The sequence below is a fragment of the Bdellovibrio sp. ZAP7 genome (assembly GCF_006874645.1).
Taxonomy (GTDB): domain Bacteria; phylum Bdellovibrionota; class Bdellovibrionia; order Bdellovibrionales; family Bdellovibrionaceae; genus Bdellovibrio.
In genome coordinates, this window is record NZ_CP030082.1 from 4,035,092 (window position 1) to 4,057,581 (window position 22,490).

Annotated in this window: 23 protein-coding genes; 9 read left to right on the forward strand and 14 right to left on the reverse strand. The window is 45.3% G+C overall.

Annotated elements, in window-relative coordinates:
- From DOM22_RS19400 to DOM22_RS19420, 5 genes are read left to right on the forward strand one after another with little or no spacing between them, the layout of a single operon-like run.
- On the forward strand, positions 1 to 1,146 hold the full coding sequence (locus tag DOM22_RS19400) for a class I SAM-dependent RNA methyltransferase (protein ID WP_246845763.1): 1,146 nt from the start codon (positions 1 to 3) through the stop codon (positions 1,144 to 1,146).
- Between the two features lie 24 nt (positions 1,147 to 1,170).
- Complete coding sequence (locus tag DOM22_RS19405) at positions 1,171 to 1,926, forward strand: tetratricopeptide repeat protein (RefSeq protein WP_142701960.1); 756 nt, start codon at positions 1,171 to 1,173, stop codon at positions 1,924 to 1,926.
- A complete protein-coding gene (locus DOM22_RS19410) occupies positions 1,923 to 3,011 on the forward strand; it encodes a helix-turn-helix domain-containing protein (RefSeq protein WP_142701961.1) in 1,089 nt (362 codons plus the stop codon). The genes DOM22_RS19405 and DOM22_RS19410 overlap by 4 nt, the downstream gene beginning before the upstream one ends.
- A gap of 2 nt (positions 3,012 to 3,013) precedes the next feature.
- Positions 3,014 to 4,330: a glycosyltransferase family 39 protein gene (locus DOM22_RS19415; protein ID WP_142701962.1), complete on the forward strand. Its 1,317-nt coding sequence runs from the start codon at positions 3,014 to 3,016 to the stop codon at positions 4,328 to 4,330.
- Positions 4,327 to 5,535 carry a hypothetical protein gene (locus tag DOM22_RS19420; RefSeq protein ID WP_142701963.1) on the forward strand — a complete coding sequence of 403 codons (1,209 nt, stop codon included), beginning with the start codon at positions 4,327 to 4,329 and terminating at the stop codon, positions 5,533 to 5,535. The genes DOM22_RS19415 and DOM22_RS19420 overlap by 4 nt, the downstream gene beginning before the upstream one ends.
- Here DOM22_RS19420 and DOM22_RS19425 read toward each other — a convergent pair.
- Positions 5,510 to 5,833, reverse strand: coding sequence for a 2Fe-2S iron-sulfur cluster-binding protein (locus DOM22_RS19425; protein ID WP_246845764.1), 324 nt, complete (start codon positions 5,831 to 5,833; stop codon positions 5,510 to 5,512). The two genes, DOM22_RS19420 and DOM22_RS19425, sit on opposite strands and share 26 nt — an antisense overlap.
- Positions 5,834 to 5,902: 69 nt before the next feature.
- On the opposite strand from DOM22_RS19425, the gene DOM22_RS19430 reads away from it, so the two are divergent.
- Positions 5,903 to 6,517 carry a PolC-type DNA polymerase III gene (locus tag DOM22_RS19430; RefSeq protein WP_142701964.1) on the forward strand — a complete coding sequence of 205 codons (615 nt, stop codon included), beginning with the start codon at positions 5,903 to 5,905 and terminating at the stop codon, positions 6,515 to 6,517.
- On the opposite strand, the gene DOM22_RS19435 is transcribed toward DOM22_RS19430, so the two are convergent.
- From DOM22_RS19435 to DOM22_RS19445, 3 genes are all read right to left on the reverse strand, one after another.
- Positions 6,514 to 8,127 carry an NAD+ synthase gene (locus DOM22_RS19435; protein WP_142701965.1) on the reverse strand — a complete coding sequence of 538 codons (1,614 nt, stop codon included), beginning with the start codon at positions 8,125 to 8,127 and terminating at the stop codon, positions 6,514 to 6,516. The two genes, DOM22_RS19430 and DOM22_RS19435, sit on opposite strands and share 4 nt — an antisense overlap.
- A gap of 43 nt (positions 8,128 to 8,170) precedes the next feature.
- A complete protein-coding gene (locus tag DOM22_RS19440; RefSeq protein WP_246845954.1) occupies positions 8,171 to 8,527 on the reverse strand; it encodes a DUF2203 domain-containing protein in 357 nt (118 codons plus the stop codon).
- 132 nt (positions 8,528 to 8,659) lie between these two features.
- On the reverse strand, positions 8,660 to 9,520 hold the full coding sequence (locus DOM22_RS19445; RefSeq protein WP_246845955.1) for a hypothetical protein: 861 nt from the start codon (positions 9,518 to 9,520) through the stop codon (positions 8,660 to 8,662).
- A 25-nt stretch (positions 9,521 to 9,545) separates the two neighbouring features.
- On the opposite strand from DOM22_RS19445, the gene DOM22_RS19450 reads away from it, so the two are divergent.
- Positions 9,546 to 10,610 carry a tetratricopeptide repeat protein gene (locus DOM22_RS19450; RefSeq protein ID WP_142701968.1) on the forward strand — a complete coding sequence of 355 codons (1,065 nt, stop codon included), beginning with the start codon at positions 9,546 to 9,548 and terminating at the stop codon, positions 10,608 to 10,610.
- A gap of 69 nt (positions 10,611 to 10,679) precedes the next feature.
- On the opposite strand, the gene rimO is transcribed toward DOM22_RS19450, so the two are convergent.
- Genes rimO through DOM22_RS19970 form a run of 3 tightly spaced genes read right to left on the reverse strand, consistent with a single transcriptional unit; the run spans position 10,680 to position 13,379 of the window.
- Entirely contained in the window at positions 10,680 to 12,053 is a 1,374-nt protein-coding gene (gene rimO, locus DOM22_RS19455) for a 30S ribosomal protein S12 methylthiotransferase RimO (protein WP_142701969.1), read from the reverse strand.
- On the reverse strand, positions 12,050 to 12,700 hold the full coding sequence (locus DOM22_RS19460) for an outer membrane lipoprotein carrier protein LolA (RefSeq protein WP_168196702.1): 651 nt from the start codon (positions 12,698 to 12,700) through the stop codon (positions 12,050 to 12,052). The genes rimO and DOM22_RS19460 overlap by 4 nt, the downstream gene beginning before the upstream one ends.
- A 22-nt stretch (positions 12,701 to 12,722) precedes the next feature.
- Positions 12,723 to 13,379 carry a ComF family protein gene (locus DOM22_RS19970; protein ID WP_168196703.1) on the reverse strand — a complete coding sequence of 219 codons (657 nt, stop codon included), beginning with the start codon at positions 13,377 to 13,379 and terminating at the stop codon, positions 12,723 to 12,725.
- Positions 13,380 to 13,474: 95 nt separating this feature from the next.
- On the opposite strand from DOM22_RS19970, the gene DOM22_RS19465 reads away from it, so the two are divergent.
- Positions 13,475 to 14,248 (forward strand): protein-glutamine glutaminase family protein, encoded by a 774-nt coding sequence (locus tag DOM22_RS19465; protein WP_142701971.1) that lies wholly within the window; start codon positions 13,475 to 13,477, stop codon positions 14,246 to 14,248.
- Between the two features lie 74 nt (positions 14,249 to 14,322).
- Here the strand turns inward: DOM22_RS19465 and DOM22_RS19470 are convergent, their stop codons facing one another.
- The 7 genes from DOM22_RS19470 to DOM22_RS19500 all read right to left on the reverse strand — a co-directional run bounded on the left by DOM22_RS19470 (position 14,323) and on the right by DOM22_RS19500 (position 21,227).
- The gene (locus DOM22_RS19470; protein ID WP_142701972.1) at positions 14,323 to 14,793 is read right to left on the reverse strand and encodes a 23S rRNA (pseudouridine(1915)-N(3))-methyltransferase RlmH; all 471 of its coding nucleotides are present in this window, start codon (positions 14,791 to 14,793) and stop codon (positions 14,323 to 14,325) included.
- Positions 14,793 to 15,818 carry a nicotinate (nicotinamide) nucleotide adenylyltransferase gene (gene nadD / locus DOM22_RS19475; protein ID WP_142701973.1) on the reverse strand — a complete coding sequence of 342 codons (1,026 nt, stop codon included), beginning with the start codon at positions 15,816 to 15,818 and terminating at the stop codon, positions 14,793 to 14,795. The genes DOM22_RS19470 and nadD overlap by 1 nt, the downstream gene beginning before the upstream one ends.
- Positions 15,818 to 16,846 carry a GTPase ObgE gene (gene obgE / locus DOM22_RS19480; RefSeq protein ID WP_142701974.1) on the reverse strand — a complete coding sequence of 343 codons (1,029 nt, stop codon included), beginning with the start codon at positions 16,844 to 16,846 and terminating at the stop codon, positions 15,818 to 15,820. The genes nadD and obgE overlap by 1 nt, the downstream gene beginning before the upstream one ends.
- Positions 16,847 to 16,960: 114 nt before the next feature.
- On the reverse strand, positions 16,961 to 17,221 hold the full coding sequence (rpmA, locus tag DOM22_RS19485; protein ID WP_088615960.1) for a 50S ribosomal protein L27: 261 nt from the start codon (positions 17,219 to 17,221) through the stop codon (positions 16,961 to 16,963).
- 26 nt (positions 17,222 to 17,247) lie between these two features.
- The gene (rplU, locus tag DOM22_RS19490; protein WP_142701975.1) at positions 17,248 to 17,808 is read right to left on the reverse strand and encodes a 50S ribosomal protein L21; all 561 of its coding nucleotides are present in this window, start codon (positions 17,806 to 17,808) and stop codon (positions 17,248 to 17,250) included.
- A gap of 206 nt (positions 17,809 to 18,014) precedes the next feature.
- A complete protein-coding gene (locus tag DOM22_RS19495) occupies positions 18,015 to 19,625 on the reverse strand; it encodes a hypothetical protein (RefSeq protein WP_142701976.1) in 1,611 nt (536 codons plus the stop codon).
- 84 nt (positions 19,626 to 19,709) lie between these two features.
- Positions 19,710 to 21,227 (reverse strand): Rne/Rng family ribonuclease, encoded by a 1,518-nt coding sequence (locus DOM22_RS19500; protein WP_142701977.1) that lies wholly within the window; start codon positions 21,225 to 21,227, stop codon positions 19,710 to 19,712.
- Between the two features lie 150 nt (positions 21,228 to 21,377).
- Between DOM22_RS19500 and DOM22_RS19505 the strand changes: the two genes are divergently transcribed.
- Positions 21,378 to 22,463, forward strand: coding sequence for a type IV pilus twitching motility protein PilT (locus DOM22_RS19505; protein WP_142701978.1), 1,086 nt, complete (start codon positions 21,378 to 21,380; stop codon positions 22,461 to 22,463).
- Positions 22,464 to 22,490 lie beyond the last annotated feature (27 nt).

Sequence of the window (22,490 nt, forward strand, 5' to 3'; positions counted from 1 at the left end):
GTGAACGTAAATTCTCGTATCCAAGTTAAGATCGAGAAAATGGCCATCGGGGGAGCGGGCATCGCCCGCCACGATGGCCTTGTTATTTTTGTCCCGCTGGCAGCACCTGAAGACGAACTTCTCGTCGAAATCACGACTGCCAAGAAAAATTTCGCTGAAGCCCGCATCGTTGATATTTTAAAACCGGGCCCCTCACGCAGAACTCCACCATGTCCCGTCGCGGATATTTGTGGTGGTTGCAACTGGCAGCAAATCACTGAAGACGAACAACGAAAACAAAAAGAATCTTTGGTTCTTGAGACAATTAAGAAGTTTAATCCCGAATTGAATTTCGAATATCTGCCGGTACAGGCGAGTCCTCGTTCGTTTCGCTATCGCAATCGTATTCAGCCTAAATTTCACAATGGTCGCTTCGGATTTTTCGCAAGAAATTCCCATGAAATCGTGGAAATCGATGATTGCCCGATCACCGAGGAAATTCTGACGAAAAAATTTGCTGAAGTCAGACAATGGGCCGCAGAAAAAAAATCTCGCGATCTGTTGCGCTTGGAAATGTACATCGCGGAAAACGAAGAAGTCCGTTATGGTCTGATCACTGATGAAGACGACGGCATCGGCTTTTCGCAGGTCAATCGCTTCCAGAATCCACATTTGTTAGAAACGACTTTGAATTGGGCCGGTGATATAGAATACCCGCAGGTTTTTGACCTTTACGCGGGCTCGGGCAACTTTACCTTTCCGTTAATGCAAAAGTATAAATCCGCCAAAGTGACCGCAGTCGAACTGAATCCGAAGTTAGTGGAACGTGGTCGAGGTTTGAATAAAGATAAGCGTCTTCGCTACTTTATGTCGGATGTGGAAAGCTACATGCGCAGAGCCGATATTCAAAATCAGGACCTCGTAGTCCTGGACCCTCCCCGTGCTGGAGCCAGCGAATATATCATGCGCTCCTTAGCTGCGGCAGCTCCGCAAAAGATCATTTATATTAGCTGCCACCCTGTTTCCCTGGCACGCGATCTGAAATGGTTCTTTGCATGGGCGCAAAAGCTCGGCAAAAATTTCCGCCTCGAGCGAATGCAAACATTCGAGATGTTTCCTCAGACAGACCATGTAGAGACTATTGCTGAGCTCAGGGTTGACTCTTAGCTCTCTAATGATACCTTTTTAGACATGCGTAAATGGATTATCGCTGCTTGCATGCTTGCTTTGGCTGGTTGTGCAAGTTGGAGTCAGAACAAAGAAAAGTCAGAATTATATCTTCGAATGGGCAATGCCTTTATCGAAGAGGGTAACTATCCCAATGCAATCGTGGCTCTACAAAAAGCTCAAGAGCTTGATACCACGAATGCCGCTGTACCAAACAGTATGGGCCAAGCGCTGTTCATGCGTGAACGCTACGATCTTGCAGAAAAACAATTCCGTAAAGCTGTTGCGATGAACCCGAAATACTCCGACGCCCGCAACAATCTGGGGCGTGTGTTGATCGAACAAGGAAAGTACGCTGAGGCAGATAAAGAGCTGACTCTGGTACTCAATGACCTGACTTATTCAGGCGTCGATAAAGCCTTTACTAACTACGGCCTCTCCAAATTCAACCAAAAGCAATATGCCGCTGCTCAGGAAGCCTTCTTAAGCGTTTTGAAGACTAAGTCGGATGATTGTTGGGCAAACTCATACTATGGTCGAGCTTTCTTTGAAGAAAAAAAGTATGCACAGGCCACAGAGGCCTTGGATCGCGCGATCGGCTTTTGTCAGAAAAATCTGATCGACGAACCTCACTATTACAGTGCACTGGCTTATTACCGTGTGGGCGACAAATCTAAATCTATCGCGCGCTTTGAAGAAATCATTCGTTACTACCCAGATGGCAAATACCGCGACAAAGCCAAGGGCATGCTGGATCTGATTCGAAAGGGACAACAATGAAGAAAACAGGTGAGATTTTAAAGGCAGCACGTGAAGAAAAAGGCCTCTCTCTGAATGAAGTGGCGTTGTCTCTTAAAATCAGCAGCAAAGTTTTGAAAGCCATCGAAGAAGGTGATGAAAGCCAGCTTCCAGCAAAAACATTCTTGCGTGGTTTTGTAAAAAGCTATGCAACATTCTTACGTTTGGATGCGGATAAGATTCTTGAAAGCTTCTATGAGGAAATGGGCAGCACTCGTCCCCAACCTTACATCCGTCCCAGCAGCACTCCTGAAAAAGATATTGCCGTCGACAACAAATCAGAAGCAACTGACTCTGCTGAGGCGACAGTTACGCCAATTCGCAAATCTGCACCCGCTTCCAGCAGCAACGATTACTCCCCGTTGAACAAAAAGAACAACACTAAGACTATCGTTGCGGCAGTTCTTTTGTGTGTGCTTGCGGGACTTATTATCTTTACTAAAAAGATGATCGATAAATATTCCAAAGAAGCAGAAATTCCACCGTCCGTTGCGCAAACAATGGAAGGCGTAACTCCTGTTGATGGAGAGGCTCCAACTTTGACAGAGCCTTTGACTTCCCAAAGTCCAACGCCAAGCACATCTCCATTGGAAAATCTGACTAAAGCAGACGCTGGCAAAACCGAGCCGGTCAGCAAAGCAACACCGACTGTGACGCCAAAAGCATCTCCTTCGCCGTCAACAACTGAGACGCCAAAGGCATCGCCAAGTCCTTCAGCAACTCATACTCCTTCGCCAACCCCATCGGCCTCCGCTTCTCCATCGCCAACAGCAAGCGCAACTGCGACGGCGTCAGCTTCTCCGTCTCCATCGGCCTCTCCAACTCCGGAAAAGCCAAAGCCAGTGGAGCTGATCGTGGAAGCACTCGACACGGTTGAAATTGAATACTCCTCCCCGAATGGCAAACCACAGAAAATCAAATTATCTGCGGAACAAGTTCATACATTCAAAAGCAAAAGCGGTTTAAAGATTAATTTCTCCAACGGCGGTGCCGTAAACTTGATTTTGAACGGAAAAGAATTGGGCATCCCGGGCGACCTGGGTAAGCCAATTAAATTGAGTTACTAATCTTGAAAGACCTCAAACGACTTTGGCTTATCAGCCTTTTCGTCAAACTGATTCTTGCGGCACTGATTCCACTCAGTGCCGATGAAGCTTACTACTGGGTCTGGTCTCACCGTCTGCAACTAAGTTATTTCGATCATCCGCCGATGGTGGCATGGCTGTTTTCTTTAGGACATTTTCTTGAGCCTTTTCTACATTCCGTGCGCTGGCCTGCAGTTATCCTGGGGCATGCTTCTATTTGGGTCGGAATCAAACTGCTAAGCAGGCACATGGATCTGGAAAAGATTCGTACTTGGATTTACTTGGTGTTGTTCTCTCCCCTTTTGGGATTTGGCTCTTTGATCGTTACACCGGATTTACCCGTGATCTTTTTCTGGATCGTGAGCCTGTACTATTTGGATCAGGTACTGGAGAAAAAAGATCTTAAAAACTATGCCGCTTTCGGTGTGGCATTGGGTTTGGGATTCTGCGCGAAATACCACATCGTTCTTTTTGTTCCCTGCCTTCTTTTGTATCTGCTAATCGAAAAAAAATGGACTGCCGTTAACTGGAAACTAGTTCCCGTAACATTGATCGCGGGCTTGGTATTCTGCCTGCCGGTGATTCTGTGGAACTATCAGAATGATTTTGCCTCCTTCAGGTTTCAGCTTGAACATGGCTTTGAAAGACCGCACTACAATCCAGAGTGGACAATTTCATACGTGCTTGCCCAGATCGTTATTATCTTCCCTTGGGTTCTTTGGGCCGCAATTCGTGTCAAGCCCGCAAAACCTGTTCGCTATATGATGTATTTCGCGTGGCTGCCGTTGTTGTTCTTCCTGGGCACCTCGTTTAAGGCTCTGGTAGAAGCGAATTGGCCTATCATCGCTTATCCTGCGGTATTTATGTTAGCGGCCATGCACCCACGCATGTCACAGTGGAAAAAATATTACGTCGGTTTCTTTGGAATGATTATCGCAGCTGCCGTAGTGATCTTGTTGGTGCCACAATTCAGAACGATTGATCCAAAAATTAATGAGCCCTTTGCTCTTCAAAATTTGGCGCAAGAAACTGCTGAATATCAGCCGCTGTATGGCGACTCCTATCAAATGTCATCTTCGCTGTGGTATTTCAGCAAATCACCCGTGTTTAAGCTGAAAGACATCAGTCGTTTTGACTTTTTCGACACGCTTCCCGAAGCAAAACCTGCTGGAAACAAGTTTTATTTAGTGAAGCATCAAGGCAATGGTTTACCCCAGTGGCTTTCCGAACAACAATGGACTTATCAGGAGATTAAGAAAATCGCTCCTGACTTTGTTGTTTTGGAATTCACACGACCATGAAATCACTAGTCGCTTTTTCATTTTTGCTGGTTTTCTATTTCCTGTTTGGATTTTATCTAAACCAGTTCGACACGTCGATTGTACCAAGACAGCTTTCCGCTGCGCACTCCTCCAATTACTATGACTATAAAGGCGTGATGAACGTTCACACGGATTTGTCATCCGGATCTGCCACTCCAAGCTTTGTCATCACTTCTGCAAAGCTCGCGAATTTAGATTTTCTAATTTTTACAGATTTGAATTTGTTCAACATGCCGACAAGTTTTGAATCTTATCACGGGAACCTAATGGTTCTTTCCGCTGGCAAGTACAGCTATCTGGATTCTCGATTGATTTATTACTCTTTATCTCAAGAAAGCATCGGTAGCAGTCTTGGCGATGCGCAAGTGACGCTGGCAGATTTACTTTCACAAAAAACAGGTGCAAACAAAGACTCTTTAACGATTTTGGCTCATCCCTATAAAGCCGGCTTCACTTGGAGTGGCGAAATTCCCTCCGGTCTTGATGGCTTTGAACTCTGGAATCTGAAAAGTCTTTCGAACCGCGCGTGGCAGGATTCAAAACTTTCCACTATCTGGAGTTTTTTGATTTATCCGTTTAATCCCCGTCTGTCTTTCCTGCGCCTTTACTCTGAACCTACAGACGAAATTGCCTTGCTGGATAAGCTTTCCATGGAACGTAAAATCGTTGTCTATGCCGGTGCAGAAGCCAACGCCCGCGCAATCCCCCTGGCAAATTATTTCATTCGCTTTCCGAGCTATAAGCGTTCCTTTGAGATAATGAGCAATCACGTGATGCTTAAGTCTGAACTGACAGGAAGTTTCAACGGCGACCGCGCCAAGATCTTCAATGCGCTTAAGCAAGGGAACTTCTATATGGCGATGGATATCCTGGGAGATCCTAAGGGTTTCGTTGCCACGATCGATGATGAAAAGCAGTCCTACATGATGGGTTCCGAGATGAAGTTTAAAAAGGGCATGGTCCTTAAAGTAAAACTTCCGACGACGCCCAAAGAATTTTTTGAAATCGTTATTTATCGCAACGGTGAAGCTGTTGCGCGCATCAATGAGGCGGAAACTTCATTTCCCATCACAGCAGCGGGTGTCTACCGCGTTCAAGTACGTGTGACTTCGACGATGCCAATTCCCGATGCGAAGAAATGGGTCACGTGGATTTATACTAATCCCTATTACGTACATCCTTAGAAGGTCTTTCAATCACCAGGCCATCCATCGGCTCGGTTTGACACGCCAAGCGTTCAAAATCCTGAAATCCACGATCCTCGGCGATATCCGCCTCAATTTCATTTCGTGGAGGCAGTTTCTCGAGTCCCTGGCGAATAAAAATCCGACACGTTCCGCAAGTTCCGAAGCCACCACAAGTGTGATCCAAAGCGAAGCCTTCCCGCACAGCCACATCAAGTATACTCTGGTCTTTTTGACTCACCAAGACATCAATGCCGTCCGGCAAAAAGGTTATATATTTTCCAGACTTAGGCTTCACGGCGGAAATCTCCTCTAAACAGACAGTCTTTCATTGAAAGGGCCTCTGCCATTTTGTATCAATTATGCCATGAGATTTGTAGCTTTTGACTTTGAAACAACTGGAACTGTACCTGGCGTAGACCAAATTATTGAAATTGGGGCTGTCCGCTTCATTAACGGTGAACCAGAGGCTGTATTTGCGACTCTTGTTGATCCACTTCGCCCGATTGCTCCTGGTGCCTCAAAAGTAAATGGTATTTACGACAATATGGTTAAAGGAAAACCAACTATCGACACGTTGTTGGACTCTTTGGCTGACTTTTGCGGTGATGACATCCTGGTTGCGCACAATGCTCCTTTCGATGCTCAATTCCTGACTGCAGACGTAAAGAAATACGAATCAAAAGCGCCACGCGGGATCGTCTTAGACTCCTTGCCAATCGCTCGTAAAGTATTCCCGGGTCTTCCAAACTACAAATTGGGGACTTTGGTTCAACACTTGAAAATTCCAACAACTGATTTCCATAGAGCTGAAGAAGATGCGACTTACTTAGGTCACATGTTCACTCAAATGCTGAAAAGAATTTCTGTGGGCGGACAAGCACCTCAAGTTGCTAACTTGGTGGCTTTGACTGGTAAACCTGAATTGCGTTTCCCACAAATCGTGCGCCAACCGAAACAAATGGATTTCTTCGGCGTTTAAGCTTTGTGGGCAATCGGATAGCGGCGTCCCCGTCCAAACGCATGCGGAGACACTTTTAGAATCGGCGCCGCCTGCCAACGTTTAAATTCAGTTCGCATCAACACGGGATACAACCATTTATCTGCAGCCGTTTTTGGTTCTTTAAATTGCTCAACCAAAGACACCACCGATTTATCCAAATCGTCGTACTCAGGCAAAGAATCCTGATCTTTTTGGTTCGGGCGAAGCTCTGCTGATGGTGGACGAGTGATGATCGTTTCCGGAATCACTTCGCCTTCTTTGTTATAATGTTTTGCTAGCGCATAGACTTGTTGTTTCGTCAGGTCACCCAGTGGCGCCAAGCCACCGCACATGTCTCCATAAAGAGTTGAATAGCCTGAAGCGTATTCACTCTTATTTCCCGTTGTAAGAAGCATGCTGTTGTTTTGATTTGAATACGCCATCAGTGTCAGGCCACGCAGACGAGCCTGCAGATTTTCGTTTACAACACTAAAGCCGGAAAGGCCGATGCCTTTTTCCAAACCCTTCACCACTTGTTCATACATGGGTGCAATTTCGACAACCTTGAATTCCACCCCAAGATTTTTCGCCAATGTTTCAGCCAACGTTAAACTCATCGAAGCATTGTAAGGGCCTGGCAAAGCCAGGGTCGTCACATTGGCCGGACCCATCGCATCCACTGCCAGAGCTGCTGCGACGGCGGAATCAATACCGCCACTGGAACCCAAATGGACTTTCTTCATTCCTGTTTTTGCGCAGAAATCACGAATACCCAAAACCAGGGCGCGACGAAGTTCTTCGACACTTTGGATTTTTGGATTCTTGCTCCACACTTCTTTGGTGTCGAGATCAATAACGTTTAAGTCTTCCTCGAAAGGAAGGCAGGTCATTAGCTTTTTGCCTTTTTTATCCAGCACAAAACTTGCGCCATCAAAAATGATTTCATCCTGCGCACCGACCATGTTCGCATATAAAATCGGTGCATTGAAATATTCTGCCGTTTTACGGGTCACGTATTCACGCTGCTTCATTTTATCCACGAAATATGGTGAGGCACTTAGATTTACGACCATGTCGACTTTCTGTTTCTTAACTTTCGCAAGCGGATTCACTCTGTAAGCAGAGTGACCCTTGGCATCCGGCCAAGCCCAGATATCTTCACAGATTGTCAGGAAAAATTTCTTACCCTTCCAGGTGAAATAGTTTTTCGACATATCGCCAGGTTCGATAAAGCGAGCTTCATCAAAAACATCGCCCGTCGGCAAAAGCTGTTTGTGGAAAAAGCGTGGCTTTTGACCCTTCACTGCAAAAACAGCAGAGTTGAAATAGGGACGACCCTTTTTATCTGGATTGCGCGTGATGACTCCGAAAATGACCGCGATGTTTTTGGGAATTTTTTTCAGTAAATCCCTCATTTCGGTTTCTTGTCTTTTAACGATTTGTTCGCGCTCTAATAAATCAAAAGGATGGTAACCAAATAGTGAACATTCCGGAAATACCACCATTTCGCACTTACGTTGTTGCGCCTGGTGGATATATTCCAAAATCTTTTCTTTATTGGTTTTAAAATCAGCAAGAGTGGGATTGATTTGCGCCAGAGCTATTCTCATGCGCTCAATATACGCTCACCCATTGGACTTTCAAGTCGGGTTTTTAATTGTCGATTGGTTTTCGGCCCGAGAAGCCATCGTGGTAACCATGGAAGTGACCAACATGGGTTTCAGGGTATTTCCAACAGAAATAGCCCTCGCCGCTGTCAAAATCAGCCATCCATAGACCCTTAGGTTCTGCGCCTAATTTTTCAATCTTGGCCTGCCAGCGATCAATAATGACGTTGATTTGCTCTTCGATAACAACAACAGAAGGGTGAGTTTTATCGGAATACGCTTCGATCCTGTTCACATGAACCTTCACTTCGCGATTGGCCTCATCAGTCAACCGATAGATGATCGGTAGCAACTGACGTGCTTCTTCAATTGTGAAGAATTTCTTGCGATTGATCTCAATCACATTTTCCAAAAATGGCCCCCTCGAAACAAGCGAGTGCCTTGTATGCTCGAAACAAACGATTGATTCAAGCACTTCCGTTTGGTGACAGACAACTTAAGATTTAATGTGGAATTTTTCTAAACGCGATGCAGACTATTTTTCACCACTCTTGGAAAATTGCAGAGCTTGACCACCGAGGAAGATCACGAGTGCAATTATCAACGCGGCGATGAATAACCAACGTATAAAATTTCCAAAAGTTACTGGTTCTTCCGGAGCTTCTGCGATGTTTCTTGCTTCCGGTTTTTTCACTGCAGTTTTCTTAGGTTTCGTACTCACGTCAGATGAAACCACAGTGGATTTTTTTCCTGCTTCGGCTTTCTTTTCGAGTTTTTTTCGGTCTTCTTCGGTCATACCACTGATCGGCAAAGAGGCCACACGTCGACCGCCCTCAACAACATAAGAAGATCCGTTTTTTGCTTTGTATAAAGTACCGGCGCCACCACCTTCGAGGGTGATCTCAATTACTTTTCCACCGCCAACATCACTATTTCCAGAGACACCTTTGTTCGGCGCTCTCGCGCTGATTATGGAGTTGCTTCCACGTGGACGAGAGCTCGAGCCAGCATAACTGCCACTGCTGGATGACGAGCTGGAACTGGATTTCGAACTGCTTTTATCCGATGAAGAACTATCGCTGCTGGAATTGTTGGAGTTTGATTTTCCGGTATTGGAAGAATTTGACGTGTTCCCAGAGACAGCTTGAAAGCTGAATTTGCATTCACTCTCTTTAGTGGTGTCTGCGCCGAGCGCGGGAAGCTCTCCGGTTTCCAGCAAACATGCAAGATAATCTCCCATGAACGACTGAACAAATGCCTGGAAGGGCTTAAAGATCTGAGTCATTAACATCAAGACGAGCGACACCGATATCACCAGCATCAATACGTACTCAATGACAGCCTGACCGCGATTATTTTTTAGTCTAGCTGAATATTTAGATTTCTTCACTCGCATGCGCATTTAAGTCATAATACAACATATGAAAAGCAGACTGAATTTCAAACACTTGCTCGTGGTAATCATCTTGCCTTTTGTCTCATTATCGACCATTGCCGGAACGGTTACCCCGACCTCTGGTCAGGATAAGATTGAAGCTTTGAAGGCGGAAATTAAAAAAGATCCTAAAAATACCAAGCTGGTTGTGCAGTTGGCGCAGGAATTTTACACACAAAAAGACTACGAAAAGGTTACGCTGCTTCTGTGGAAGCAGATTGATAAACTTGATCGTCAGGCAATTTTATTGCTAGCAAAAGCCCACGAAGCACGCCAGGAGACCGGCGACATGATTCGTGCTTTGAATAATTTGATTAGCAAAAATGATAAAGATTTCGAAGCTTATTCTTTGTTGGGTAATGCCTACACCATGCAAAAGAAACCCAAAGAGGCTTTAGAGAACTATAAACTCGCGATCGAATCCAACCCCAAGTTTGAGCCCCCCTACAACGCCCTCATGAAAATGTACGAAAACCGCCAACCGCCGAACTATTATGAAATGCGCATTCTTGCGCAGGACATGATCGATAATATGGGTAAAAAAGCGGAATACCTGGCGAAACTTTGCGAGATCAACACCAATGACGGAACTTTTGAGGCAGGCGTTAACTCTTGCCGCGAAACTATTCAGAAAGATCCGAAAATTGCCGATGCCCATGTGAACTTGGGTCTTAGCATGAAAGGCATGGGCGATGATGACAAAGCCAAAGCGACTTTAAAAAAAGCCGCTGACAGCTTCCCTAAGTCGGAGTTCGCACAATACACCTACGGACACCTTCTGGAAGAGGATAAAAGCTCCATAGAAGCGATGAAATACTTTAAGGTAGGTTCAGAGGCCGACCCCAAGTCAGCGCGCTCCTGGCTGGGATTAGCGACGACATCGTTTGATATTAAAAAATACGAAGTTGCACTGATCGCATATAAGAATGCCTGCAAGTACGATAAAAAGAACGCTGTCGCCTTCAGAAAGGCGACGACTGTGTTAAGAAATTCCCGCGTCTCTGAATGGGTTGGGAAGTTTGAAAGCGCATCGGAAAACTGCACGTTCTAACCCGACCGTGATTTGAAATAAAAAAGGCCCCACTTGGGAGCCTTTTTTATTTCTGTATTTAGCAGAAGTTTAGTTCTCGGCAACGATTTCACCGATAAGGTCGTATTCCATAGAGTCCGTCACGTGGACTTTAACCATATCGCCAACTTTAGCTTCACCGTCGTTGATCAAGACAACGCCGTCGATATCCGGAGCTTGACCCCAGAAACGACCTTGAAGAAGCAAATCAGTTTCCTCAGAGAAACCTTCCACGATAACTTCGATCGTTTTACCGACGAAATCACGGTGTTTGTTACGGGAAATGTTTTGTTGAACTTCCATCAAAGCGTCGTGACGGTAGTCTTTAGTTTCGTCATCAACCTGGTTGTCCATACGGCCACCTGGAGTGTTTTCTTCAGGAGAGTATTTGAAGCAACCCACGCGGTCGAACTGTTGTTCGGCGACGAAGTTTAATAGCTCTTCGAATTGCTCTTCAGTTTCACCAGGGAACCCCACGATGAATTGAGTACGGATCACTGCTTCTGGCAGGTGTTCGCGAATGTTCATCAAAGCTGTTTCGATTTCATCACGAGTCATTTTACGATTCATTGATTTAAGAACCGCGTCGTTCACGTGTTGAAGTGGCATATCGAAGTAACGCACGATCTTTTTGCTGTTTTTGATAACTTGAACCATCTCTTGCGTGATGCCATCTGGATACAAGTACATCAAACGGATCCATTGAAGGCCTTCAACGTGTTCAAGCGCTTTCAAAAGCTCTACGGGACTTTCTTTGCGAGTTGGATCTTTACGGCGGATGTCCCAACCATAGTCAGTGAAGTCATGGCTGATGATGATTAGTTCTTTAACTCCGCCAGCAACCAGCAATTTTGCTTCAGCAACGATGGCGTCGATAGAACGGGACTGCAAGTTACCGCGGATCAAAGGAATCGCGCAGAACGCACAACGCTTCATGCAACCCTCGGAGATCTTCAAATAGGCGCGGTGGCCCGGTTGTGAGTTCACACGCGGAGTTGCTTCTTCCTGAAGATACGTCGGAAGATTGAAGAAAGTTTTTTGCTTTTCGCCAGCTTCAGAGTTCTTCAAGATTTTAGAGATGTTTTGGAATTCACCAGAACCAACGAACAAGTCCGCCTCTGGCAAACCCTCAACAAGATCGTCCTTATAGCGCTGAGTTAAGCAACCAGCGACAACGACTTTTTTAACTTTACCTTGTTGCTTTAGATCGCTCATGTCCAAAATACGTTGGATCGATTCTTTTTTGGAATCTTCGATGAAACCACAAGTATTAACGATAACTGTATCAGCCTCTTCAGCTTCGCCCACAACTTGGAAGCCATCTTTCATTAGAGTTCCCGCCATGATCTCGGAATCTACGAGATTCTTTGGGCAACCCAAGCTGATAAAGTGTACTTTTTTGTTTTCAACTGTTTCTTGCTTCATAGGTTTGTTACCGGTTTACCTTTAGGTGGTTCATACTTAAATAAATTCTTTTTGATACTGTCTTTGAGTTTGATGTCCGAGAACTTCATCGTCACAAGATTTTGTAGGTCATCCGTATATGAAATCTCTGTGATTTCAGATTTTTTCAAGTCGATAATCATCTGTAAATTCTTAACAGGAAGATCATCCTTGGGAGCGATGAACAGAGTTGATGAAGTTTCTCCGTCTTTTTTCTCGTCCACTACTTTGAAAGTCTTTTGGATATCGCCACCGATCAACGTCGCCGCGATTAATTGCCCGCGTGTTTTTTTATCGGGCTTGCCACGAGCAATCTGTGGATCCCCACCAAATTCCTTCGGCGGATATTGTACGTTCCAGATAGTAACTCCGTCATAAACCACAAGAGCTTCATCTGGAGTTTTTGTTTCTAGGCGAAATTTGCTATTCGAAATTGAAAGAGTGCCTGTGTACTTTGCCACTTTTCCTGTCAGATCTGACTTAACTGTTTTTTCAACAGACATTTCCACAAGCTTCGCCGCGCGATACTTTACGGAAACTTTCTTAAGAGTGGCGTTGGTTTTATCGGCTGCAAATGCGCTGACTGAAAGTCCAAGAGATAAAATTAAGGCACTGATTTGTTTAAACATTCGGGCGTTATAGCAGAAGGGGTCAGTCTCCGCAAGTAAGCGTCCTATGAGCCAGGGCCCAAGTTTCAAAATGAGGGGGACTTCCAAGGGCTTTGAACGCGGCAAGCGCCGTGGAGCCCGTGGTAACGATATCGTCGGCAAACACCCACAGGGCCTCTGACCAATATTCAGACACCACTGAAGAATTTTCATCGAGCTCCAAGATAACCTCAACCCGCTTATCTCGGGTTGCGCCCCGCTGGTTCCGAGTCGTTACCTTTTTCAAACAGGGATGCACCTCTCCCCCTACTGCCTTTGCCAAAGCTTCCGCCCATTGATGGGCGTGATCCCTTTTGTGATTCTTCGAGGGGGCAGGAATGACTATGATTTTTCGGTCAGGAAGACCCTGCAACATTCTTCTGGTCGCAAAACGGGTGGCCCAATAACTCCAGTCGGGCCGGTGATGATATCCTTTAAGCCCCGCAATTTGCGTCGATAACAGATCACTAGTTCCAGGATTCCAGCGAAACAACGCCAAAGCCTCGAAGATTGCCAGGGGCCGCACTTCCAGGTTTTGCCCAAGATAACTGTTTAGCCTTTGGCGGCAATGTTCACACAGCAAACCTTCGCTTTTCAGCAATGATCCGCAGTGCAGACAGGGATAAATATAGCGGTTTAATAATTTGATTATAGAGTTCATTGCGGATTCTTGGAGCAATTACCAATCCACCCCTTTGCCTTTCATTTGACAAGATCCTAAGGGCGTCTTAGAACCCAAAATGGGTGGGGATTTTCATGAAATTAATCACAGGTCTGATTACAGCTTTAGTTATACTTGCTCCGAATGCCTATGCGGGATTGCCTGCTCATCGCCAAGCGAATGAATCCTTCCAAGATGCGAAATCTCGCAGCCGTGGAAATGTTTTATTTTCTGATCTTGATAGTGAATTTTCTGGTTCCGGTCCCGAGTCCTTGGCGAAACCCATGTCTCAACTAAAGCTAAACGAAATTCCGGCTCTTTCGTCGTATCAGGAGCTTGTCGCTCAGTTTTACTTCATTCGGGATTCTTATTTCGTGAAAGCCGGATACACTCCTCGTCGCTTGACTTGGCTTTTCCCTGATGACGGTTGCTATGCCCGTGCGGAACTGGCGGCAGAACATCTGATTATGAATCACGCTATCTCTCCTAAAAAGGTTTTCGCATTCGGAGAACTTCACGCAGCGACTAACAACTCACCCAATGGTTGGGTGGAGTGGTGGTACCACGTTGCTGTTATCTATCGCGTGGATAACACAGCATACGTTCTAGATCCGGCGTTGAATCCTCACCAACCTTTAACTTTGTCTCAATGGGGCGAGGCGATCGGAGGAGACAAAACGGCGGTGAACTACTCAATCTGCTCTAAAGACGCCTTCGATCCAGACAGCGCCTGCATGCAGCCTCCTAAAATTGATGAGGACATGGCCGAGCAAGAACAGGAAGTCTTTCTTCCTGAAGAATGGAACCGAATTTTAGAATTAGGCCGCGATCCAGAAAAAGAACTCGGCAACCAGCCACCTTGGCTGTAACTTAAAAAGGCTCCTTCCGGGAGCCTTTTTTATTTCTAAAAACTCAGGATTTTAAGCGCTGTACGTCTACTATCCTAGATATTGTGATACGGAATCTTTTTGATAATTGTAAAGGCGCGATAGATTTGCTCCAAGCTCATCGCTTGCGCCATTAAATGATTCATGACCATTGGGGAAAGTGCCACTTTCAAATCCGCACGCTTCCGAACCTCTTCGTTGACGCCGAAGGCTCCGCCGATAATAAATATCGCCCGTTTCTTAGAACTTCCCAGAATATTTTCGATTTTTTTTGAGAACTGAATTGAATCCAAAACCGATCCGCGCTCGTCAAAAAGTATGACGTAATCGTCGGAATTGATATTTTTAAGAATGAGATCTGATTCTTCATTGCGCTTAAAGTCTGCATCTTCACGAGCAGACTTTTTAGCCTTCAGACTTTGAATATCAAAGGGAATGAAAAAGGAAATTTTCTTTTTGTACAACCCGCTGACCTCATCAGCCCACGCCTCTTTGGCGGTTGCGAGGTTGTACAAAATGAATTTCATTACTGTTGCTTCCCAACGTATGGATCTTTAAGAGGCAAAACTGTTCCTTGTCTCCACAAGTTTTCAAGACCGTATTCAAGGCGTACGAAATCATAGAATACGTGAATGATCAAAGTACCGTAATCAACCAGAACCCAACGACCTTCATCAACACCCTCTACGGATTGTGGATGAACGTTGAACTCTTCTTTAACTGCGATCACGATGTTTTCTGCCATAGCCGTCGCATGACGAGTGGAAGTACCGGATGCGATCAAAGCGAACTCGCTAGGAGCTGTGATCTTTCTTAGATCGTAACCAAGAACGTTAATACCTTTGTTCGCAAACAAAACATTAGCGCAGAACTCAGTGAACTTAGTGTAGTCACCGATACGATCGCCAAGGTTTCTGTAAAGTTTGTGTTCTTTGATGTAAGTCTCAACAGCAAGCGGCAAGTACTGCTCAACTGGCTTCCCAGAACGAAGCCATTTACGAACTTCACTGGAAGAGATTTCGATATCACGCAAAGTAATGAACTGGATGCTACGACCTGTAGTTAGTTCGATGAAATTGAAATCGAAGTCAGCAACAAGTGGTTTCAAATAACCAGGCATTTCATCCAAAGACTCTGGCATGTCGTAACCTGGGCGAGTTGTCACAACCAAGTTCGTTTCAGCTAGAATTTTGGAATAGTCTTTCCACTGACTTAGTTCCTCAAACTTGTCAGCGCCCACGATCAAATACAAATCAGATGCTTCGTATGTTTTGCGAAGATTCATGATTGTGTCGATTGTATAGCTCATGCCACCACGTTTTAGCTCTTGATCATCAACGAAGTAAGTTTCGCCGTATTGAGCGAAAGCAAGCTTTGTAAGTTCAAGGCGTTGCTCTGCGGAAGGACCTTCCACTGGAGTTTTAAGAGGATTTTGAGCTGCAGGAATCACGTGGACTTTGTTCAAGCCCATTTTCTTTGCCACTGTTTGAATGGCGTTGATGTGACCCATATGAGGAGGATTAAAGCTTCCGCCAAAGATACCAATTTTCATTATTCTTCATCCTTCAAAATCTGGCGACCCAACTCTGTAACAAGTTCTGTGATGTTTTTCCCTGTGACCGCAGAAATGGCCAAAGGAGCAGAGCCTGTCGCTTTTTTGAATTTCAATTTTAGTTTTTCAAGTTGATCTGTGCTGAGAGTGTCAATTTTGTTGAGCACGACAAATTGCGGACGCGTCTGCAAAGGGAAGAAACCCTCTTTGTCCTGATTGCTCTCATCATACATCTTAAGTTCATAGTTAAGATCTTCAAAATCCTGAAGTGGATCACGGCCCGACAAACCTGATGCATCCACCAAGTGAATGAATACGCGTGTACGTTCAACGTGTTTCAAGAATTGAATACCAAGACCCACACCTTCGTGTGCGCCTTTAACCAAACCAGGAATGTCAGCAACCACGAATGAGCTATAGTCACCCGCTTTAACCACACCCAAGTTTGGCGTCAAAGTTGTAAAAGGATAATCTGCGATTTTTGGTTTCGCTGCTGAGATACGAGAGATCAAAGTCGACTTACCCGCATTTGGGAAGCCGATGATACCAACGTCAGCGATCAATTTAAGCTCAAGCTTAACTTCCAACTCTTCGTTGTCTTCACCTGGTTGAGCATGAGTCGGAGCTTGGTTAATGGAAGTTTTGAAAAACTCATTACCCTTACCACCACGGCCACCACGCAAAAGTACGTGTTCATCGATGCCAGTCATATCGACAACGATTTCACCTTCTAGATTTCTAAGTATCGTACCCTGAGGCACAACTAGAACTAGATTTTCACCATCAGCACCATGTTTTTGACGGCCGAAACCCATCTCACCATTTTGAGCTGCGTATCTTTTGTTTTGTCTGATTTCGAAAAGGGAATTGATATGTCGCGAAGTCTTGATAATAACATCGCCGCCTTTGCCGCCGTCTCCGCCATCTGGTCCACCACGAGGAGCACCCGATTCTCTACGGAAACTAACGCAACCCGGACCGCCGCGGCCAGAGGCTAATGTAATTCTAACTTCATCAATGAATTTCATAAGAGCACCAATACTTTGAGGAGAGATATACAACAAAAAAGGAGCCCAGAGAGGCTCCTTTTTATGTATTGTAAAATCTCTTGGTGCTTATCGAAGCTGTGGATCTAGTTAGAACTAGACAGCTTTAGGATAAACACTAACTTTGAAGCGATCTTTTGCAAAACGCTCAAATTTAACAAGACCTTCGATTACAGAATAGATCGTGTGGTCACGACCGATTTTTACGTTGTTACCAACATGGAATTTTGTACCACGTTGACGAACGATAATTGTTCCAGAAAGCACTTTTTCGCCACCGAAACGTTTAACGCCTAAGCGTTTACTCTGTGAATCACGACCATTCTTTGTACTACCACCGGCCTTCTTACTTGCCATGACTAACCTCGCTTAAAATCTTTTAATTACGCTTTTTTAGAAGTTTTTTTAGCTGTTTTTTTCTTAGCGGTTGCTTTTTTTGCAGTCTTTTTAACTGCTTTTTTAGCAACTTTCTTTTTCGCTACAGTTTTTTTAGCAGCTTTTTTTACAACTTCTTCGCCTTTGTTTTTGTTAGCAGCGCGGTCTTTGCGAGCAGCAACACGAGCTTCAGCAGCTTCAGTGCGTTTCGCAGCAACGTCTACCACATTTGGCGTAGCATCTGTTTTTGTTGTTTTACCATCAAGAGAAATCGCTTTCACGAAAAGTTCAGTGAACTCTTGTTTGTGAGTTGCGAATTTTCTGTAACCTTGACGACGTTTCTTTTTAAAAACGATTTCTTTTCTAGTCTTAGCTTGCTTAGTAACTACAACAGTTACTTTTGCACCTTTAACAAGAGGTTGACCAACATGAGTGGACTCACCACCAACCATCAAGATTTCGTTGATATCAAACTCTGCACCTAGTTTTTGTTCTAGTTTATCAACTTGAACAACATCACCAGCTTGAACTTTATATTGCTTACCACCAGTACGAATAATCGCGTACATTAGAACCTCCAGCTACCCGAATTAAGCCAGTCGTAAATGCCACTTCGCACTAGGCTTTGTCAACCTATTACATGCTAATTTTTTCAGCTTTTCAGGAAGAAGAAGAGATTATCGGTGCAGCCGACTCTTGGCAATAAAAAAGACAGCTTTTTTCAGAATCCAGCCGTTCTGCAATTAGTGTCTATATTCGGACATTTACCTATGTGTTAGGGTCTTAGAAGTTCGCTCTTTAGCGCATCGCTCAATCGAAGCTGCGGATTATTCACAACGGCCTCAATCAATTTTCGGTGCGTCTGATAATTTGATTGCGCAGCAACACTCGAAGGATTCTGGCTCGAAATAGTTCGAAGTTCCTGTTTTTCCCTCTTCAAAGCTTCGTAGATTGCCTCTGACTTAGAATTCCCGGTTTCTTTACTGTAGCTCTTTATAAAATAGTCCGCCGCTTTGTCGTATCTTTCGGCGTTCGCATTTATTTTTGCGCCCATCCAGTAGTCACGGTCCGACTTTGTAAGTTTTACATCATTCACCACAGTTTCGAAGGAATCCGCCGCCGATCGGAAGCTTTGTTTCGCTTCGTTGGTTTTGCCAGAGCTCAAGAGTTTCTCCGCCTGAAGGCGCATGGTGTTTGAATAAGTGCGAGCCGCCATACCACTTGATAGAGAGCCCGCAAGACCTTGGCGCAATAATAGCTCACGCTCGGTTTCGCTAAATCCTGCCGTCTTTAATATGTCTGCTTTGTTTTTTAGGTCGGTAGCTGAGTATGATCCGTAACCTCGCCCCGTCCCGGCTGCGACTTCATGGGCATCAATAAGTGCTTTCTGTTCTGCTGACGTCAGAGTTCGGCCCAAAGATTTTTCAGCGGCAGTGATGCGTTCTACATTAGAAAGCTTGGCTGCTTTTTCCAAATCCGCGGCTGTCGCCACGATACGCGCGCCCGAGGTGGCTTTTGTGGCGTCGATGGAAACTCCCGCGATCTTTGCGATGTTTTGCATTCTTGAGGCTTTCAAAGCCCACCCCGCAGGTCCAATGGCGACAGTGCCGACTTCAGCAATAGCTTCGCAAACCATGGCGGCTGCTTGTTGCGAGCTGTAGCATTCCAGTCGCACACCGACTTCTTTAAGTTTTGCTTTCGCCGCATCCAAAAGACTTGTTTGAGTTCCCGGAAGACGTCTTTGCCCCCACTCGACCACTTCTTTTTCATCCGCTGTCAGACTGGTTTTTTGCAAAAGCATCTTGCGATTCAAAGCAAGACTTAGTTCGTCTGCCTTTTGTCCTTGTTGAAGCTTGATAGTGGCTTTTACTTTGGCGCAGTTTGTTTTTGCCAGAACCGCGTCCGAGGGTTTTGCAATTTTCAAAAGCTTGGGGACGTTTTGATTGTATTGCTCGATCAGTTGCATTTTGCCATTCGGATCGGCGTCGCAAGTTTTATTAGCAGCGTTTTCCAGTTCGACGTCATCGACAAACTTGCCGACACTCTTTGCGCCATCAGCAACAGCAGTCCCCATACCGACAAAGGTGTCCTTCACAAAGTTCCAGCCACCGATGGCGCACCCGGAAGTGTAGCTCCAAGCACTGTACTCTTGGGCCAGAGAATTTCCGTCTGAGCAGTTCGGAGCTTTTTCCGCAGGGTTTTCCCCAGCAGCTTTCATTTTGCCGTAAAGATCTGTGCAGGCTTTTGATTTTACTATCTGCTCGCAGGAATTCTTTGAAAGGTCATTCAGGGCATCAAACGCCGTGTTGGAAAATGTGCTGCAGACCTCGCCCCATGAGAGGAGCGGAAGAAGTAAAAATGTCAGCAGCAGCACCAGGTGTTTCATAGTACTCTCGTCGGATAATCAGAGAGTAAAATGAACGAATTTTTAGAAAAACACCGACCTCAACTTGGTCGATGTGTTTCAAAATTAGACGAAAAATATCTCGTATTGTTCTAAGTGGTAGTTAGGCTCGATTTTGAAGGCCACGGAGCGGCCGAGTTTCTTTTCGATTCCCTCTAGACTTTCGCCTTCAACTTCGTAAATCCAATCGACAACTTCACTGTGGCAATGGATTACGACGTTCGTTTTCTTATTCGTCAACATGTCAGCGTCGCGCTCAAGTTCACGGAAGATCTCGTTCGCAACTGTAGATTTGCGTTTGATATAGCCTTTGCCATCGCAGTATGAGCATGGCTCACACAAAGTTTTAATCAAGCTTGGACGGATGCGCTTACGAGTCATCTCTACCAATCCCAACTGGGACATCGATACGATGTTCGTGCGCGCGCGGTCTTTGCTAAGCTCCTCTGCCAAGGCTTCCATCACTTTTTCACGGTGAGATTCTTTTTCCATATCGATGAAATCGATGATGATAATCCCGCCGCAATTACGAATACGCAGGTGATGGGCTGTTTCGCGAACCGCTTCTAAGTTTGTTTTTAAAATCGTGTCCTCGAGGTCTTTTTTGCCTACGAATTTACCCGTATTCACGTCGATCACAACCAAAGCTTCCGCTTCGTCGATCACGATGTATCCGCCGGACTTCAACCAGATTTTTCTTTCCATCGACCGAGAAATTTCGATGTCGATATCGTACAAATCGAAAAGAGGTTTTCTTTCTTCATAAAGCACGATGTTTTGTTTGTACTTAGGCATGAACTGAGACACGAATTTCACAACTTTTTTCTGAACTTCGACGTCGTCAACCCAAACGCTGGTAACATCCTCACTCATCAAATCGCGAAGAGCGCGAAGCTCAACATCAAGTTCCGTGTGCAAAGCGCCCGGAGTTTTCTTTTTCTCGTAGTGCTTGAAGATTTCTTTGCTCATGCGATCAAGATATTCGATGTCGGCTTTCAACATTTCTTCGGATGCGCCATCGCCAGCAGTACGCACGATAACTCCGCCGGAGGGATTGATTTTTTGCACCAACTGACGAAGTCTGTCGCGCTCGGCCTCGTCTTCGATACGACGAGAAATTCCCAAGTGTCTTACAGTTGGCAAGAACACCACGAAACGTCCTGGAAGTGATAAGTGCGTTGTTAAACGGGCACCTTTTGTTCCAAGCGGATCTTTCGCCACTTGCACCAAAATACTTTGACCTTCTTTTAATAAATCCTGAATCGGTGTTTTAACTTGATGAGAGTGGGGCTTGTCGTCGTCACCCTCATCCAAAGGTTCTTCGCGGTCTACGCTGGAAAGAAAATTATCGTCGACGTCTTCGCGGATGTCGCCAACGTATAAGAAAGCCGCTTTCTCAAGACCAATGTCCACGAAAGCCGCCTGCATTCCTGGAAGTACGCGGATCACCGTCCCGCGGTGAATAGACCCGACCAATGTCGGTGAAGTTTTGCGTTCAATTTTTAAATCAGTAAGAATACCGCCTTCAACATAGGCTACGCGTGTTTCTTGAGGTCTAACGTTGATGAGAATTTCTGCGGACACGGGGGCTCCTTCTGGGTCGTCTCTGTTGATCTTTGGGAGATCAACCTCTCTTCAATAGTCCAGAAACAATCGTGAGAGCAATTAATATTTAAACATTAGAGCATATCTTACCGAAAAGATCACTGAATTAGACCATTTAGGGAGAATAGAATGGCAACGATTGATGAACTGTTTAAACTCATGGTTGAGCAAGGCGCTTCCGACTTGCACATTACAAGTGGTGCCGCACCTTATTTGCGTCTGCATGGGAACATGGTTCCGTTGAACTATCGTGAGCTTTCAAATCAGGATGTTCAGGGACTAATCTTCGAAATTCTTTCCGAAAAGCAAAAGAAAGCCTTCGTTGAAAAATGGGAGCTCGATTTTGCCTATACTCTGCCAGGAATTGGACGTTTCCGTTGCAATGTATTTATGCAGCGTAAAGGCCTTGGCGCCGTCATGCGTATTATCCCTGAAAAAATTAAAACAGCGCAAGAGCTGGGAGTTCCTCCTGCGGTTCTTGATATGATCGACTGTGATCGTGGTTTGATTCTGGTAACAGGTCCGACGGGTTCTGGTAAATCCACGACTCTGGCGGCGATGATCCATCAAATCAATTTAACTCGTGAAGCGCATATCATCACGGTTGAAGATCCGATCGAGTTCGTGCATCCCAATATCAAATCCTTGGTGAATCAGCGTGAAGTTGGTAGCCATACTAAAACTTTCGCCAACGCCCTGAAAGCCGCTCTCCGTGAAGACCCGGATATCTTGCTGGTGGGTGAGTTGCGTGACTTGGAAACAATCGGTCTTGCATTGACTGCTGCCGAAACGGGTCACATCGTATTTGGTACTTTACATACCAACAGTGCTGCGAAAACTATTGACCGTATCATCGACGTTTTCCCTGCGGGACAACAAGCTCAGATCAGAACGATGCTTGCAGAGTCTTTGCGTGGAGTTGTGGCGCAAACGCTTTTCTCTCGCGCGGACGGTCAAGGCCGTGTGGCTGCTTACGAGATTATGCGTAATACAAAAGCGATTTCGAATTTGATTCGTGAAGGTAAGATCCATCAGGTGGCATCTGCGATGCAAACGGGTTCAAGCCAAGGTATGATCCTGTTCGAAAAATATATCGAGGATTTGGTTCGCAAAGGAAAAGTTTCTGCTGCTGATGCTAAGACATTCTTGGGTCAATCCAGTGGTGGCGATACTGCGATCCAAGCCGGTCCCGGAACCAAAGCCAAGACCGGATAGGAAATTCAGTAAAAATATTCGTAGACT

Excerpts from the sequence above, each read along its gene's own strand:
- DOM22_RS19405 (WP_142701960.1), top strand. The coding sequence starts at position 1,171 with ATGCGTAAATGGATTATCGCTGCTTGCATGCTTGCTTTGGCTGGTTGT.
- DOM22_RS19410 (WP_142701961.1), top strand. The coding sequence starts at position 1,923 with ATGAAGAAAACAGGTGAGATTTTAAAGGCAGCACGTGAAGAAAAAGGC.
- DOM22_RS19420 (WP_142701963.1), top strand. The coding sequence starts at position 4,327 with ATGAAATCACTAGTCGCTTTTTCATTTTTGCTGGTTTTCTATTTCCTG.
- DOM22_RS19430 (WP_142701964.1), top strand. The coding sequence starts at position 5,903 with ATGAGATTTGTAGCTTTTGACTTTGAAACAACTGGAACTGTACCTGGC.
- DOM22_RS19435 (WP_142701965.1), bottom strand. The coding sequence starts at position 8,127 with ATGAGAATAGCTCTGGCGCAAATCAATCCCACTCTTGCTGATTTTAAA.
- DOM22_RS19445 (WP_246845955.1), bottom strand. The coding sequence starts at position 9,520 with ATGCGAGTGAAGAAATCTAAATATTCAGCTAGACTAAAAAATAATCGC.
- DOM22_RS19450 (WP_142701968.1), top strand. The coding sequence starts at position 9,546 with ATGAAAAGCAGACTGAATTTCAAACACTTGCTCGTGGTAATCATCTTG.
- rimO (WP_142701969.1), bottom strand. The coding sequence starts at position 12,053 with ATGAAGCAAGAAACAGTTGAAAACAAAAAAGTACACTTTATCAGCTTG.
- DOM22_RS19460 (WP_168196702.1), bottom strand. The coding sequence starts at position 12,700 with ATGTTTAAACAAATCAGTGCCTTAATTTTATCTCTTGGACTTTCAGTC.
- DOM22_RS19970 (WP_168196703.1), bottom strand. The coding sequence starts at position 13,379 with ATGAACTCTATAATCAAATTATTAAACCGCTATATTTATCCCTGTCTG.
- DOM22_RS19465 (WP_142701971.1), top strand. The coding sequence starts at position 13,475 with ATGAAATTAATCACAGGTCTGATTACAGCTTTAGTTATACTTGCTCCG.
- DOM22_RS19470 (WP_142701972.1), bottom strand. The coding sequence starts at position 14,793 with ATGAAATTCATTTTGTACAACCTCGCAACCGCCAAAGAGGCGTGGGCT.
- nadD (WP_142701973.1), bottom strand. The coding sequence starts at position 15,818 with ATGAAAATTGGTATCTTTGGCGGAAGCTTTAATCCTCCTCATATGGGT.
- obgE (WP_142701974.1), bottom strand. The coding sequence starts at position 16,846 with ATGAAATTCATTGATGAAGTTAGAATTACATTAGCCTCTGGCCGCGGC.
- rpmA (WP_088615960.1), bottom strand. The coding sequence starts at position 17,221 with ATGGCAAGTAAGAAGGCCGGTGGTAGTACAAAGAATGGTCGTGATTCA.
- rplU (WP_142701975.1), bottom strand. The coding sequence starts at position 17,808 with ATGTACGCGATTATTCGTACTGGTGGTAAGCAATATAAAGTTCAAGCT.
- DOM22_RS19495 (WP_142701976.1), bottom strand. The coding sequence starts at position 19,625 with ATGAAACACCTGGTGCTGCTGCTGACATTTTTACTTCTTCCGCTCCTC.
- DOM22_RS19505 (WP_142701978.1), top strand. The coding sequence starts at position 21,378 with ATGGCAACGATTGATGAACTGTTTAAACTCATGGTTGAGCAAGGCGCT.